12 protein-coding genes are annotated in these 14403 nt (G+C 71.8%); 5 read left to right on the top strand and 7 right to left on the bottom strand.

Features of this window, described 5'->3' with window-relative positions; translation table 11 throughout:
• Positions 1 to 40 precede the first annotated feature (40 nt).
• From purE to CIK81_RS08945, 6 genes are all read right to left on the bottom strand, one after another.
• Positions 41 to 559, bottom strand: coding sequence for a 5-(carboxyamino)imidazole ribonucleotide mutase (gene purE / locus CIK81_RS08970; RefSeq protein ID WP_114306739.1), 519 nt, complete (start codon positions 557 to 559; stop codon positions 41 to 43).
• Entirely contained in the window at positions 556 to 1746 is a 1191-nt protein-coding gene (locus CIK81_RS08965; protein WP_241964092.1) for a 5-(carboxyamino)imidazole ribonucleotide synthase, read from the bottom strand. Before CIK81_RS08965 ends, purE begins: the two co-directional genes overlap by 4 nt.
• Before the next feature lie 118 nt (positions 1747 to 1864).
• Positions 1865 to 3229 carry a HAMP domain-containing sensor histidine kinase gene (locus tag CIK81_RS08960; protein ID WP_114355623.1) on the bottom strand — a complete coding sequence of 455 codons (1365 nt, stop codon included), beginning with the start codon at positions 3227 to 3229 and terminating at the stop codon, positions 1865 to 1867.
• A gap of 3 nt (positions 3230 to 3232) precedes the next feature.
• Positions 3233 to 3928, bottom strand: coding sequence for a response regulator transcription factor (locus CIK81_RS08955; protein WP_096163435.1), 696 nt, complete (start codon positions 3926 to 3928; stop codon positions 3233 to 3235).
• Positions 3929 to 3975: 47 nt separating this feature from the next.
• Complete coding sequence (locus CIK81_RS08950; RefSeq protein ID WP_096163434.1) at positions 3976 to 5142, bottom strand: adenylate/guanylate cyclase domain-containing protein; 1167 nt, start codon at positions 5140 to 5142, stop codon at positions 3976 to 3978.
• The gene (locus CIK81_RS08945) at positions 5139 to 6152 is read right to left on the bottom strand and encodes a biotin--[acetyl-CoA-carboxylase] ligase (protein WP_114306738.1); all 1014 of its coding nucleotides are present in this window, start codon (positions 6150 to 6152) and stop codon (positions 5139 to 5141) included. Before CIK81_RS08945 ends, CIK81_RS08950 begins: the two co-directional genes overlap by 4 nt.
• A gap of 281 nt (positions 6153 to 6433) precedes the next feature.
• On the opposite strand from CIK81_RS08945, the gene CIK81_RS08935 reads away from it, so the two are divergent.
• The 5 genes from CIK81_RS08935 to CIK81_RS08915 all read left to right on the top strand — a co-directional run bounded on the left by CIK81_RS08935 (position 6434) and on the right by CIK81_RS08915 (position 12714).
• Positions 6434 to 8023: an acyl-CoA carboxylase subunit beta gene (locus CIK81_RS08935; protein ID WP_096163432.1), complete on the top strand. Its 1590-nt coding sequence runs from the start codon at positions 6434 to 6436 to the stop codon at positions 8021 to 8023.
• A complete protein-coding gene (locus CIK81_RS08930; RefSeq protein WP_096163431.1) occupies positions 8020 to 8265 on the top strand; it encodes a hypothetical protein in 246 nt (81 codons plus the stop codon). The genes CIK81_RS08935 and CIK81_RS08930 overlap by 4 nt, the downstream gene beginning before the upstream one ends.
• Before the next feature lie 76 nt (positions 8266 to 8341).
• Positions 8342 to 10096, top strand: coding sequence for a DUF885 domain-containing protein (locus tag CIK81_RS08925; protein ID WP_096163430.1), 1755 nt, complete (start codon positions 8342 to 8344; stop codon positions 10094 to 10096).
• Entirely contained in the window at positions 10093 to 10881 is a 789-nt protein-coding gene (locus CIK81_RS08920) for a nucleoside triphosphate pyrophosphatase (protein ID WP_096163429.1), read from the top strand. Before CIK81_RS08925 ends, CIK81_RS08920 begins: the two co-directional genes overlap by 4 nt.
• 54 nt (positions 10882 to 10935) lie before the next feature.
• Entirely contained in the window at positions 10936 to 12714 is a 1779-nt protein-coding gene (locus CIK81_RS08915; RefSeq protein ID WP_096197137.1) for a biotin carboxylase N-terminal domain-containing protein, read from the top strand.
• A 107-nt stretch (positions 12715 to 12821) separates the two neighbouring features.
• Here the strand turns inward: CIK81_RS08915 and CIK81_RS08910 are convergent, their stop codons facing one another.
• Positions 12822 to 14297, bottom strand: coding sequence for an NAD(P)H-quinone dehydrogenase (locus tag CIK81_RS08910; RefSeq protein WP_096163427.1), 1476 nt, complete (start codon positions 14295 to 14297; stop codon positions 12822 to 12824).
• Positions 14298 to 14403: the final 106 nt, after the last annotated feature.

Below are 14403 nucleotides of genomic sequence, written 5' to 3'. Positions count from 1 at the left end.
GGCCATCCGGCGGTCGCCCGCCATGCACCTCCGGACCGCCTCACCGCGACGCGCGCAGCGTCTCCCCCTTGGCGATCGCGATGTCTCTCAGCTCGGACTGGAAGGCGACCATCCGGTCGCGCAGCGCGGCCGCTTCGTCGTCGCCGCCCGCGGCGAGGATCCGGGCGGCCAGCAGGCCCGCGTTGCGCGCTCCGCCGATCGACACCGTCGCCACCGGCACCCCGGCAGGCATCTGCACGATCGAGAGCAACGAGTCCATGCCGTCCAGATGCTTCAGCGGCACGGGCACCCCGATCACGGGCAGCGGGGTGAGCGAGGCGAGCATGCCGGGCAGGTGCGCGGCACCGCCGGCGCCGGCGATCACCACGCGCAGCCCGCGCTCGACCGCGCTGCGCCCCCAGGTGATCATGTCCTCGGGCATGCGGTGGGCGGAGACGACGTCCACCTCGACCTCGATGTCGAACTCGGCGAGGGCCTCCTCGGCGGCCTTCATCACCGGGTAGTCGGAATCTGAACCCATGACGATGCCCACCAGGGGGCGGGGTGCGGTCGCGGTCATCGCGTCTCCTTCGAGGTGCTCGTGCTGGTGGAGGGGCCGGTGGCGACGCCATCGGGCGCGTCGACGGCGGCCCCGGCGTCTGCGTCGCTCGCTGCGTCGACGGAGGGGCCGTCGATCAGGAGTCGTTCGGCGCGGTGCGCACGCTCGAGCAGATCGTCGGCGTCCTGACCGACCACCGTGACGTGGCCGACCTTGCGACCCGGCCGCACGGACTTGCCGTAGAGGTGGATCTTCAGCTCCGGGTCCGCGGCGAGGGCGGCATGGGCGCCCGGCGCGAGGTCCTCGGCGCTGCCGCCGAGGAGATTCACCATCACGGCGACGGGGGCGACCGGGGCGGTGGAGCCGAGAGGGAGGTCGGCGACGGCCCGGAGGTGCTGCTCGAACTGTCCGGTCACGGCGCCGTCCATGGACCAGTGGCCCGTGTTGTGCGGACGCATCGCGAGCTCGTTGACGCTCACCTCGCCATCGGCCGTCTCGAACAGTTCGACGGCGAGCATCCCCACCACGTCGAGGTCCTCGGCGATCGCGAGGGCCAGAGACTGGATGCGCTCCTGAGCAGCATCGTCGAGGCCGGCAGCGGGCGCGACCACCTCGTAGCAGACCCCGTCCTTCTGGACCGAGTGCACCACCGGATAGGCCGCCGCTTCTCCCCCGGGGCGACGAGCGACCTGCGCGGACAGCTCCCGGGTGAAGGGCACGAGCTCCTCGGCGAGGAGATCGCCGTGGGTCTGGAACCAGTCATCGGCCTGGTCCGCGCCATCGACGATCCGCACCCCGTGGGCGTCGTAGCCGCCACGCGGGGTCTTCACCACGAGGCGGCTGCCGGCGGCGTCGAGCGCCGCCGCGAGGTCCTCCCGGGAGCCGACGCGCCACCAGCGGGGGCAGGGGTGGCCGAGGGCGGTGAGACGTTCGCGCATGACGAGCTTGTCCTGGGCATGCACCAGCGCGGCGGGGCCGGGGCGCACAGCGGCGAGACCGTCGGCCTCGAGGCCTTCGAGGATCGCGGTGGGCACGTGCTCGTGGTCGAAGGTGATCACGTCGGCCGACTCGGCGAGGCGGCGCACCGCCTGCTCGTCGTCGTGACGGCCCAGGAGCACCTGGCCGGCGACGGCGGCCGCGCTCTCCTCGCGGGAGGTGGCGAGCACCGGGGTGGGGAGCCCCAGTTCGATCGCGGGGCCCAGCATCATGCGGGCGAGCTGCCCGGCGCCGACGATCCCGACGCGGCGGGCCCCGGTCGGCAGGTCGGGGCGGGCGGGGGGAACGGGGCGCTGCGAGGTCTCGGACACGGCGGCCAGTGTACGAGGATCAGGCCCGTGAGCGCGGGCGGCGCCGCACCACGGACCCCTGGGGCAGCGGGTCGGGGGACTCTCCCGACCCTGCGGTCGCTGCGGGGTCGTCCGCCGCCGGATCCTCCTCGTCGCCTGGGGCGGAGATGAGGAACACCCCGAACTTCGCGGGCGTCTCGGTGAGCAGCTCGAGGCGACCGCCGTCGTCCTCGACCAGGGTCCGGGCGAGCGCAAGGCCCACGCCGGTGCCCGAGGAGCTGCGCCCGGAGACGGAGCGCTCGAAGATGCGGGTGCCGAGCTCCGGGTCGATCCCCCCGCCCTCGTCGGTGACCTCGATGACCGTGGAGTGGTCGTTGCGGCGCACCTTCACCGTGGTGCGGCCGTCGCCGTGCATGAGCGCGTTCTCGATGAGGGTCGCGACGACCTGGGTGAGCTGGCCGGAGGAGCCCCAGACGGCCGCGCTGCGCGGCACCTGGATGCGCAGTTCGCGCTGGGCCCGGCGGTAGGCCGGGGACCATTCCTCGCTCTGCTGGGTGAGGATCGTGCGCAGCTCGACCACGCCGGGGGTGCGGCGCGAGGAGGAGCGCGGGGCGTTGATGAGGTCGTGGACCACCTCGGTGAGGCGATCGATCTGCTCGAGGGAGATCCGGGCCTCGTCGCGTACCCATTCCTCGGAGCTGGTCGCGAGGATCTCGTCCAGACGCATCGACAGGGCGGTCAGCGGAGTGCGCAGCTGGTGGGAGGCGTCCGAGGCGAGCTGGCTCTCGGCCTCGAGGCGCTCGGTGAGCATCGCGCCGGAGCGGATCAGCTCCTCGGCCACGTCGTCGATCTCGGCGATCCCTGAGGGGCTCCAGGGACCGCGGGCACGCCCGGATCCCATCTCCTCGGCGCGCCGGTTCAGCCGGGCCAGGGGCATCGAGATCCGTTGCGCCTGCCACAGGGCGACCGAGGCGCCCACCGAGAGGGCGGAGAGACCGGCCACGACGATGATCACCCACGCGCTCGCGGTGTGGGCACGCACATCGGAACGAGGGATGTTCACCCGGATCTGCTGCTGCTGGCCGCCGACCGCCGAGAAGCCCATCGGGTTGTGGCCGGGCGGGTCGCCGGCGGTGACGACCTCGCCGTCGCTGGTGGTGACCTCGATCTGGATGTTGAGATCGGTCTGCTCGTCCACGAGCGCCTGGAGCATCGCGGGGTCGAGCGGACGCTCCTCGATCAGCCTCGCATCGGTCGCGACCCGCGTACGATCCATGATCGTGTTGGCCTGGAGCCCCAGTCTCTGCTCAGCCAGCTGCAGCCAGGACCAGCCCAGCGGGATGCCGAGCATCAGCACCGCGAGGACCACGGTGATGATCGTGACCTGCAGTACTCGCTGCCACACGTGTCAGCTCTCCGCGCCGGTCTCGAAGCGGAAACCGACACCCCTCACGGTCGTGATCCGCCGCGGATTCGTCGCGTCGTCACCGAGCTTCCGTCGCAGCCAGGAGATGTGCATGTCCAGGGTCTTGGTGGAGCCCCACCATTCGGCGCCCCACACCTCGCGCATGAGGTCGTCGCGCGTCACGACGCTGCCGGACTCGCGCACCAGCACGGTGAGCAGGTCGTACTCCTTGGCGGAGAGGCTCAGCTCCTCGCCGTCGACATAGGCGCGGCGAGCGGAGACGTCCAGGGAGACCCCGTTGACGTCGAAGGCGTCGCTGGACTCCTCGACCGCCTGGGAGCGGCGCATCAGGGCGCGGATGCGGGCCTGCAGCTCACCGAGCCGGAACGGCTTGGTGACGTAGTCATCGGCGCCGGCGTCCAGACCCACCACCGCGTCGACCTCGTCGGCGCGAGCGGTGAGGATCAGGATCGGCGACTCGAGGCCGCCCTTGCGCAGGCGGCGTGCCACCTCCAGGCCGTCGAGATCGGGCAGGCCGAGGTCGAGGATCACCATGTCGATCGGTTCGGGACCGGCGGCGATCGCGAGCGCGTCCATGCCCCGGGACGCACGCGTCACGGAGTAGCCCTCCCGGTCGAGCGCACGGGAGAGCGGTTCAGCGATGGCCGAGTCATCCTCGACGAGAAGCAGTCGTGTCACGAGTCCATCCTACGTCGCAGCGGCCGGCGGGCCGGATGGCCCCCGTCTCACAGACCCAGGTCGAGCGGCGCGGAGCGGTCGCGGCGCATCTCCTGCACCCGCACCGTCCCGATGCCATGCAGGTCCACGTCCTCGCCCTCGGAGATGTCGAAGCCGCCGGGCAGCGCCTGGGCGATGGCCTCGGCGGTCTCGTCGTCCACGATCACGCTTCCGGGCCGGGCCACGGATTCCATGCGAGCGGCGAGGTTGACCTTGGGTCCGAAGACGTCACCGTACCGGGAGAACATCGATCCCCACGACAGCCCGACCCTGACCGGCGGGAGTCCCTGGTCCGCGGTGATGATCTCCGCGAGGCTGACGGCGATCTGGGCGCCGTCCTCCGGCGTGTCGGCGAGGAACATGATCTCGTCGCCGACGGTCTTGACCACGCGGCCGCCGCCCACGGAGATGACGTCCCGGCCCACGGCCTCGAACCGGCCGACGACGTCGGCGAGCTCCGCCCCGGAGAGGTCCTGGGCAAGGCGCGTGAACTGCACCAGGTCCGCGAAGCCGACGGCGCGCTGGAGGGGGAAGAGCTCGTCGGTGTCGCGGTGCAGCACCTCGGAGCCGGCGCGGGCCGCGTACGCGGCCAGCTGCCTGCGGAAGGTGAACATGACCTGCGATTCGAGCGTCTCGAGCAGTTCGGGGACCGAGTCGAGCATCTGCTGGCGGGCTTCGGCGTCGTCCGCCCCGTCGGCATGCTTCGCCTCGTCCACCAGGGCCTCGGTGATCCACATGGCCAGTCGGCCCATATGGAATCCGAGCCCTCGGGTGATGCTCGAGAAGGCGCGCTCGGAGAGCACGCCGTCCTCGACGATCGCGGTGAGATCGCCGATCGCGTAGGCGTCCTCCTCGGTGAACACGACGGTGTCCTCGTCGACCGGTGTGAAGCCCAGCGACCTCCAGTAGACGGACGCGAGCCGCTCGGGGATGTCCTGCTTCAGGGAGAGATCACGTCGGGAGAACTTGCGCGGACCCTGCAGCAGCACCTTCTCGAGGGCGCCGACGCTGCGCCTGACCTCGGCGAAGCGTCTGTTCAGATCCAGGATCTCCTGGTCGTCCAGGGGGGTCTGCACCAGGTCCGGCGACTCCTCCGGCGGCACGGCGGACCCCCCGGCCGGGGTGTCCCCGTCCGAGGTCGTCGTGTGCTCCAGGTCTTCGGTACCACCGGTCACCTGCTGCTGTCCTCCTGTTCGACGCCTTGCACCGCGTCTGTCGTCGTCCGAACGGTTCCGCCCGGCCTCACATGCCTCACATCGCCCACGTCCACGGGGACGCGCTCCCCGTCCGGCAGGTCGACCAGCAGTCTGCCGCGATCGTCGACCGCTCGTGCACGTCCGTACAGCGAAGGAGGGCGAGCCCCCTCCGCCCCGGCCGTCCCGAGAGGATCGATGCGCACCTCCTGCCCAAGTGTGAGGCAGGTCATAGTGTAGCGGTGCATCGTGCCCGCCGTGACCGCGTCCCCCTGGCTGGACTCCAGCGCCTCCAGCTCGGCCCGGAGCGACCCGGCGAGCGCCTCCTCGATCCGTTCACGCAGGGCGTCCGGGTCCTCGCACCCCGTCATCCCGTCCCCGTTGCGGATGCCGTCCGGGCCGAGCAGCCAGGCGGCACCGGGAATCGCTGCTCCCTCGCCGTCCACGACAGGACCGCGCACGTTGAGCCCGATGCCGATCAGCACCCCGTCCGCACCCCGCCCCTCGACGAGGATCCCGCCGAGCTTGCGGCCGTCCGCCGTATGCAGGTCGTTGGGCCACTTCAGGCCCAGGCGCACGCCGTCCTCCCCGATCACGGAGGCGACCGCGGCGAGCGCCGCCAGTCCTGCCGCGAGCGGGAACCAGCTGCGGCGGGCGAGTTCGAGACCGGTGCGGTGCACATAGGTGAGGTAGACGCTCCCGCCGTCGGGGCTCGCATACGCCCGCCCCAGTCGCCCGCGACCGGAGAGCTGTTCGCGGGCGGTGACCACGAACGGCGCGGCGACCCCTCGAGCGAACAGCGCGGACGCCTCATCCTGCGTGGAGGCCACCGCGCCGAGCCGACGGATCGATGTGGGGTGCAGCGGGCGCGGCGCCGCCCAGCGAGCAGGACCGGCGGACTCGACGGGCCCCGGAGCACCGGTGGGCCCCGTGGACTCGGTGGGATCCGTGGACCCCGTGGAATCCGTGGGATCGGCGTGCGTCTCGGTCACGCGTAACCTCCCTCATGGTGCTGATGGCGAGTGCTGGACGCGGTGACGGAGCAGTCGCCGCAGGGGGACGCCGTGGCGACCGGGACGTCGTGCGGGTTCGCATGGAGATCGCACGGATGTCCCGCGAAGATCGGGCCGATCGGGCATGAACCTCACGACCAAGGCGACATGTCCCTCCACGCCGGGTCGCGGTCGACCCTCGTCGACACCTCGTAGCGTAGTATCCCGGTGTTCATCGCCCGGATTTCACGGCGGCCTCGCAGGCCGCAGCAGGAGGCTCCGTGACCGACGCCCCGCGGCCGCTCACCACCGCCCAGCGACTCGAGGATCTGCGCGAGCGCGACGCCGCCGCAGTCGCCGCTGCGGACGAGGTCGCCGTCCAGAAGCAGCACGCTCGTGGGAAGAAGACCGCTCGCGAGCGGATCTCCGACCTGCTCGACGACGGCAGCTTCGTGGAGACCGATCGCTTCGTGAAGCACCAGGCGCGTGACTTCGGCATCGAGTCCAAGCGCCCGGCCGGAGACGGCATCGTCACCGGCTACGGCACCATCGACGGCCGCCAGGTGTGCGTCTACTCCCAGGACTTCACCGTCTTCGGCGGCTCGCTGGGCGAGGCCCACGGCCGCAAGATCCAGAAGATCCAGGATCTCGCGCTGAGCACGGGCGTGCCGATCATCGGCATCCTCGACGGCGGCGGCGCACGCATCCAGGAGGGCGTGGCCTCCCTGGCCATGTTCGCCGGCATCTTCAAGCGCAACACCCGCGCCTCGGGCGTGATCCCCCAGATCTCCCTGATCATGGGCCCGGCCGCCGGCGGCGCGGTCTACTCCCCCGCCCTGACCGACATCATCGTGATGGTCGAGAAGACCTCGCACATGTTCATCACCGGCCCCGACGTGATCCGCACCGTCACCGGTGAGGACGTCGGCTTCGAGGAGCTCGGGGGCGCCCGCACCCATTCCTCGCGCTCCGGCGTCGCGCATTACATGGCGCCCGACGAGGGCGAGGCGATCGAGTACGTCAAGGACCTGCTCAGCTACCTGCCGGCGAACACCCTGAGCCCGGCGCCGTCGTTCCCCGTGCAGATCGACGAGCACCACACCGCCCAGGACACGGCGCTGGATGCGCTGGTCCCGGATTCGCCGAACCAGCCCTACGACATGCTCACCGTGCTGCGCGCCGTGCTGGACGACGAGGAGTTCCTCGAGGTCCAGCCGCTGTTCGCCCGCAACGTTCTGGTGGGCTTCGGCCGCGTCGAGGGATACAGCGTCGGCATCATCGCGAACCAGCCCTCGCACCTCGCGGGAACCCTGGACATCGACGCCTCCGAGAAGGCGGCGCGCTTCGTGCGCCTGTGCGATGCCAACAACATCCCGGTCCTGACCTTCGTGGACGTTCCGGGCTTCCTGCCCGGCACCGATCAGGAGTTCGGCGGGATCATCCGCCGCGGCGCGAAGCTGCTGTACGCCTACGCCGAGGCCACCGTCCCGCTGATCACCGTGATCACCCGCAAGGCCTACGGCGGCGCGTACATCGTGATGGGCTCCAAGGAGCTCGGCGCGGACATCAACCTCGCCTGGCCCACCGCGCAGATCGCGGTGATGGGCTCGCAGGGTGCGGTCAACATCCTGCATCGCGGGGACCTCCGCGATGTCGCGGAGCAGGGCGGGGACGTCGACGCGGAGCGCCTGAAGCTCGAGACCGAGTACGAGGAGAAGTTCGCGACCCCGTACACCGCGGCCGAGCGCGGCTGGATCGACGGGGTCATCCGTCCCGCCGACACCCGGCTCGAGGTCGCCCATGCCCTGCGGGCGCTGCGCACCAAGCGCGACACCCTGCCCACCAAGAAGCACGGGAACATCCCGCTGTGAGCATCACCCCGTCCGATGTGCGTCTGGTCCAGGGCCGCTTGGCGAACGACGAGCTCGCGGCGATCGCCGTGGTGGTCTCCGCGATGAGCGTCACCAGTCGCGTGGAGGCCGAGGAGCGAGCGCTGGCGGAGGGCCGCGCCAGCGGGTCGAGCTGCTGGAACGATCCGATCCACGGTCACCCGCACGGCCACGCGCTGCGGGGCCTCGCCTCGGCCACCGCCTGGCAGTTCGGCGACCGCTGAGCGCTGCGGTCCGCCGCCCTCCGACGTGCCGATCAGGTGCCCGTCCGACAGGCCCCGCCGCACTAGACTCGCCGCCATGCCCGTGACACCCTCCGCCGCCCCCGGCCGTGCCCCGTCGGCCCTCGACCGCCTCGCGGACGAGTACGTCGATCTCAGCGTGCGCCTGGATCCGTTCCTCGCCACCGAGCTGGGGGCCCCGGGATACGACGCACTGGTCACCGACTACTCCCCCGATGCGGTCGGCGAGCGCACCGACGCCGCCCGCACGCTGCTCTCCGCGATCGCCGAGGTCCCCGATCAGGACGCGGCCGATGCCGTGACCCGGGCGGCGCTCACCGAGCGTCTGGGCCTGGAGATCGAGCGCGCCGAGCAGCGACTGGACATCGCGATGGTCAACAACCTCGCCTCGCCGCTGCAGTCCCGCGACGTGCTCGACCAGATGCCCGCCGAGACCGCTGAGGACTGGCAGGTGATCGCCGAGCGCCTGGCCGCCATGCCGCACTCGCTGTCCACCTGGGCGCAGTCCCTGCGGGAGGCGGCCGACCACGGCGTGGTCTCCGCGCGGCGGCAGCTGCTGCTGGGTGCGGAGCAGGCCCGCGGATTCGCCGCCCGGGACGGCTTCTTCGCGGGCTTCGCAGCCCAGGGTCTCGGGGACGATGCCCAGCGCACCCGGCTCACCGAGGCCGCCCGCGCCGCAGCCGAGGGGTATCGGGAGATCGCGGACGTGCTCGAGTCCCTCGCGGACCGTGCCCCGGAGGCCGACGCCGTGGGCCGGGAGGCCTACCAGCTGGCCTCCCGCACCTTCCTGGGCACCGAGATCGATCTCGAGGAGACCTACGCCTGGGGCATCGAGGAGCTGCGCGCGATCGTCGCGGAGCAGGAGACGGTCGCACGACGGATCAACGAGCACCACGGCACCGGCGGCGGGAGCTCGGTCACCGCCGCCAAGGCCGCGCTGAACAGCGATCCCTCCCGGGTGCTCCACGGCACCGAAGCGCTGCGCACCTGGATGCAGCAGCTCAGCGACCGGGCGATCACGGAGCTCGCGGGCACCCATTTCGACATCCCCGCACCGCTGCACCAGCTCGAGTGCCGGATCGCGCAGACGGGTTCCGGCGGCATCTACTACACCGGCCCCAGCGAGGACCTCACCCGACCCGGGCGGATGTGGTGGGACGTGCCCGCCGGGACCACCGAGTTCCACACCTGGCTGGAGACCACGACCGTCTACCACGAGGGCGTTCCGGGGCATCACCTGCAGGTGGGCACCCAGACCCTGCAGGCGAGCACCCTGAACCGCTGGCGCGCCCTGATGTGCTGGGTCTCCGGCCACGGCGAGGGCTGGGCGCTGTACGCCGAACGGCTCATGGACCAGCTGGGGCACCTCGAGGACGACGGCGACCGCCTCGGCATGCTCGATGCCCAGCGCCTCCGGGCCGGGAGGGTCGTGCTCGACATCGGTCTGCACGTGGGCCTGCCGATGCCCGAGGGCATCGAGGGCTCCGCGGGCGGGGCCTGGAGCGTCGCCAAGGCCTGGGACTTCATGAGCGAGCACTGGGGCGTGACCGAGGCGGAGCAGCGCTTCGAGCTGCATCGCTACCTGGGATGGCCCGGGCAGGCGCCGTCCTACAAGATCGGCCAGCGGGTCTGGGAGCAGCTGCGCGCACGCGCCACCGCCCCGTCAGCCGGATCCGCCAGCACCAGCACTAGCAGCGCCACCAGCACAACCGCTGGCACCACCGACTCCGCCCAGCAGGTGCGCGAGTTCCACCGCCGGGCACTCGAGCTGGGAAGCCTGCCGCTGTCCGTTCTCGAAGGAGCCCTGTCATGACCCCGCAGACCGCCGCCGCAGACCCGGGCGCCGCCACCGCCGGCCCCTCCCCCTCGGCGGAGGAGCACGACCCGCTGCTCCTGCTCGCGTCGGCCTCCGCCGGTCGTCGCGCGACGCTGCGCGCAGCACGCATCGAGCACAGCATCCTCCCGGTCGATCTGGACGAGGAGGCGATCCTCGCCGCGGCGCACGAGCGCGCAGCCGCCTCCGGAGAGCCCGACGCAGCCCTCTCCCCCGCCGATCAGGTGCTCCTGCTCGCCCGCGAGAAGGCTCTGGCCGCGACCTCCCGCAGCGAGGGCGGCTACGTCGTGCTCGGCGGCGACTCGATGCTCGAGCTGGACGGCGAGCTGATCGGCAAGCCGCACACCGTCGAGCGAGCCACCGCCCGCTGGCGCGCCATGCGCGGCCGCACCGGCGTCCTGCACTCCGGGCACTGGCTGGTCGACGACCGCGACGAGGAGGACGGCGGGACCGGGGCCACGCTCGGCGCCACCGCGAGCTGCGAGGTCACGTTCGCGCAGCTGAGCGACGAGGAGATCGACGCCTATGTCGCGACCGGCGAACCGCTCGGCGTCGCCGGCGGGTTCACGCTCGACGGCTACGCCGGACCCTTCATCGACGGGGTGAACGGCGACCCCCATGCGGTGATCGGCCTCTCGCTGCCGCTGCTGCGCGGGCTGCTCGGCGAGATCGGTCTCGGCATCCACGAGCTGTGGGAAGTCGCACTGCCCCCTGAGGAGCACGACGACTCCACTGGTGGCTCGTCGGCCCCTGCATCCCACTGAGCTCCCGCAGTACTAGACTCGGCCTCTGCTGACTCCCGGAAGGAACCCTCCCCCATGCCCGCACGCTCCTCCAAGCCCCGCCCGCTGTCCACGGTGCTGATCGCCAACCGTGGAGAGATCGCGGTGCGGATCGCACGGGCCTGCCGGGATGCCGGGCTCCGTTCGGTGGCCGTCTACGCCGACCCGGACCGCGACGCCCTGCACACGCAGATCGCCGATGAGGCCTACGCGCTCGGCGGCACCACCGCGGCCAGCTCATACCTGGTCGTCGACAAGATCCTCGACATCGCCCAGCGCTCCGGCGCCGATGCGATCCACCCCGGCTACGGCTTCCTCTCGGAGCGTTCCGACTTCGCCCAGGCCGTCATCGACGCCGGGCTCACCTGGATCGGTCCGCCCCCGTCCGCCATCGAGAAGCTCGGCGACAAGGTCTCGGCCCGCCACATCGCGCAGAAGGCCGGCGCCCCACTGGTGGCAGGCACCAAGGACCCGGTCCAGAACTCGGACGAGGTGGTCGACTTCGCCCGTGCCAACGGCCTCCCGATCGCGATCAAGGCAGCGTTCGGCGGCGGCGGCCGCGGGCTGAAGGTCGCTCGCGAGGAGTCGGAGGTGCGCGAGCTGTTCGACTCGGCGGTGCGCGAGGCCACGGCCGCCTTCGGCCGCGGCGAGTGCTTCGTGGAGCGCTACCTCGACTCCCCCCGGCACGTCGAGACCCAGTGCCTGGCGGACGTCCACGGCAACGTGCAGGTGGTCTCCACCCGCGACTGCTCGCTGCAGCGTCGTCACCAGAAGCTCGTCGAGGAGGCGCCCGCGCCGTTCCTCACGTCCCAGCAGAACGCCCAGCTGGTCTCCTCCTCCAAGGCGATCCTCCGCGAAGCCGGCTACGTGGGCGCCGGCACCTGCGAGTTCCTCGTCGGGATCGACGGCACCATCTCCTTCCTCGAGGTGAACACTCGCCTCCAGGTCGAGCACACCATCACCGAGGAGGTCGCGGGGATGGACCTGGTGCGCGAGCAGCTGCGCATCGCCGCTGGCGAGACCATCAGCACCGAGGATCCCGAGCCGCGCGGCCACTCCTTCGAGTTCCGCATCAACGGCGAGGATCCGGGCCGTGGCTTCATGCCCGCCCCCGGCCGCATCGACCGCTACGACGTGCCCTCGGGTCCGGGAGTGCGCGTCGACTCCGGCGTGCGCGCGGGGGACGAGATCTCCGGCGCCTTCGACTCGATGCTCGCCAAGCTGATCGTCACCGGCGCCACCCGCCAGGAGGCCCTCGAGCGCTCCCGCCGGGCGCTCGCGGAGTTCCGTGTCGAGGGAATCCCGACGGTCATCCCGTTCCATCGTGCGGTGGTCGAGGACGCGGCCTTCGCCCCGGCGGATCCGGAGGAGGCCTTCAGCGTCCACACCCGGTGGATCGAGACCGAGTTCGACAACGATCTGCCCGCCGCTCCGCTGCCGGCTCAGCCCGAGGAGCCCGAGGACCGCGAGGCCGTCGTGGTCGAGGTCGACGGTCGCCGGGTCGAGATCAGCCTCCCCGCCTCGCTGCGGGCCCCGCAGGCCGCTGTGCGCTCGCGTCGCAAGCGTCAGCACAAGGGCGTCGGCGATGCCGCGGCGAACGGCAACTCGGTCGCCGCTCCCATGCAGGGCACCATCGTGAAGATCGTCGCCGAGGAGGGCCAGAGCGTCGCCGACGGCGACCTGCTCGTGGTGCTCGAAGCGATGAAGATGGAGCAGCCGATCACCGCGCACCGCTCCGGAGTGGTCAAGGGACTGTCCGCCGAGATCGGTGCGACGGTCTCCGCCGGTGCCGTCCTCTGCACGATCGAGGACTGATCCCGGACCTCCGTCAGGAGAAGCGCAGCCAGGGGCTCCGACCGTCGCGGTCGGGGCCCCTGCTGTCGTCGTCGGCGCTGCCGTCGGCGGCCCCTGCGGGGCTCCCGTCAGTCCGTGGCAGTGGCCGTCGCCCTCCGCGCCACCTCCGCCAGGGAGCCGGTGAGGGACGGATACACCGTGAACGTCCCGGCGACCTGCTCCGCGGTGAGCCGGTGGGCGACCGCCAGCGTGTAGGGCAGGATCAGCTCGCTGGCCCGCGGCGCCACCACCACGGCGCCCATCACGGTGTGCGAGCCGGAGCGCACGATGAGCTTCACGAAGCCCTCGGAGATGCCCTGCATCTTGGCGCGCGGGTTGGTGTCCAGGCCGAGCACGAGCACCTCGCCGGAGATCACGCCGTCCGCCACGTCCTGCTCGCTCACGCCCACCGCCGCGATCTCCGGGCTGGTGAAGATCGCGGAGGCGACCTGGGTCGAGATCAGTGGGGAGACCGCATCGCCCAGGGCATGGTGCATGGCGATGCGGCCCTGCATCGCTGCCACCGAGGCCAGCGGATGGACCCCGGTGCAGTCGCCCGCCGCGTAGACGCCGCGCACCGAGGTGCGCGAGACCCGGTCGGTCTCGATGTGACCCGAGTCCTTCACGCGCACGCCGGCCTCGGCAAGGCCCAGGCCGTCCGTCCATGGGATGCCGCCGAGGGCCATCAGCACGTGGCTGCCGGCGATCTCCTCGCCCGAGGTGAGGGTGACGATCACGCCGTCCTCGGTGCGGCGCGCCGTGGCGGCGCGCGAGAGGGAGCTGACGGTCACGCCGCGACGGGCGAAGGCGTCCTGGAGCACGTCTGCCGCGTCGACGTCGGTGCCGGGCAGCACCTTCTCGCGCGAGGAGACCAGGGTGACCTCGCTGCCCAGCGCCCGATAGGCGCTCGCGAACTCGGCCCCGGTCACGCCCGAGCCCACCACGATGAGATGCTCCGGCAGGCTCTCGAGCGCATACAGCTGGGTCCAGTTCAGGATCCTCTCGCCGTCGCTGGGGGCGGAGTCGAGCTCACGGGGCCGGGCCCCCACGGCGAGCAGCACCACGTCGGTCGCGAGCACGGTGCTCGCGGCGGCGTCGGTGCCGTCCGCGGCCAGCACCTCGACCTCGGAGGGACCGCGCAGACGGCCGTGCCCCTCGAGCACCGTCACGCCCTCCTTCTCGAGGCTCGCACGGATGTCCGCGGACTGCGCGGCGGCCAGGCGCTGGACGCGCTGGTTGACGGCGGCGAGATCCACGTTCAGCGCTCCGGCGCCCGGGGCGGAGCCGTCGTCGGCATCCCGAATCCCGAGCTCATGGGAGGAGGCCACCTGGTCCAGCACGTCCGCAGTGGCGATGAGGGTCTTGGAGGGCACGACGTCGGTGAGCACGGCGGCGCCGCCGATCCCCCGGTCCTCGACCAGCACCGTCTCGGCACCGTGGCGGGCGGCGGTGAGCGCGGCCTCGTAGCCGCCCGGGCCTCCGCCGATGATCACGACCCTGGGGCGGTCCCCAGCGCGGGGGACTCGATGAGGGTCCGACGGAAGGGCAGTGCTGGGATCGGTCACTCCTCCATTGTGGCTCACCCCGCTCGACCGTGGCGGGGAACGGGAGCCCGGAGGCCCCGGACTGTCGAGAGGACGCTGACCGACCCTCGAGAGAGGACACCGTCGG

Source organism: Brachybacterium sp. JB7 (assembly GCF_003335205.1).
GTDB lineage: Bacteria > Actinomycetota > Actinomycetes > Actinomycetales > Dermabacteraceae > Brachybacterium > Brachybacterium alimentarium.
Note: the sequence above shows the minus strand (reverse complement) of the source record. Positions and strands in the feature narration are given on the sequence as shown.

Excerpts from the sequence above, each read along its gene's own strand:
- CIK81_RS08920 (WP_096163429.1), top strand. The coding sequence starts at position 10,093 with ATGACCCCGCAGACCGCCGCCGCAGACCCGGGCGCCGCCACCGCCGGC.
- CIK81_RS08915 (WP_096197137.1), top strand. The coding sequence starts at position 10,936 with ATGCCCGCACGCTCCTCCAAGCCCCGCCCGCTGTCCACGGTGCTGATC.
- purE (WP_114306739.1), bottom strand. The coding sequence starts at position 559 with ATGACCGCGACCGCACCCCGCCCCCTGGTGGGCATCGTCATGGGTTCA.
- CIK81_RS08925 (WP_096163430.1), top strand. The coding sequence starts at position 8,342 with ATGCCCGTGACACCCTCCGCCGCCCCCGGCCGTGCCCCGTCGGCCCTC.
- CIK81_RS08965 (WP_241964092.1), bottom strand. The coding sequence starts at position 1,746 with ATGATGCTGGGCCCCGCGATCGAACTGGGGCTCCCCACCCCGGTGCTC.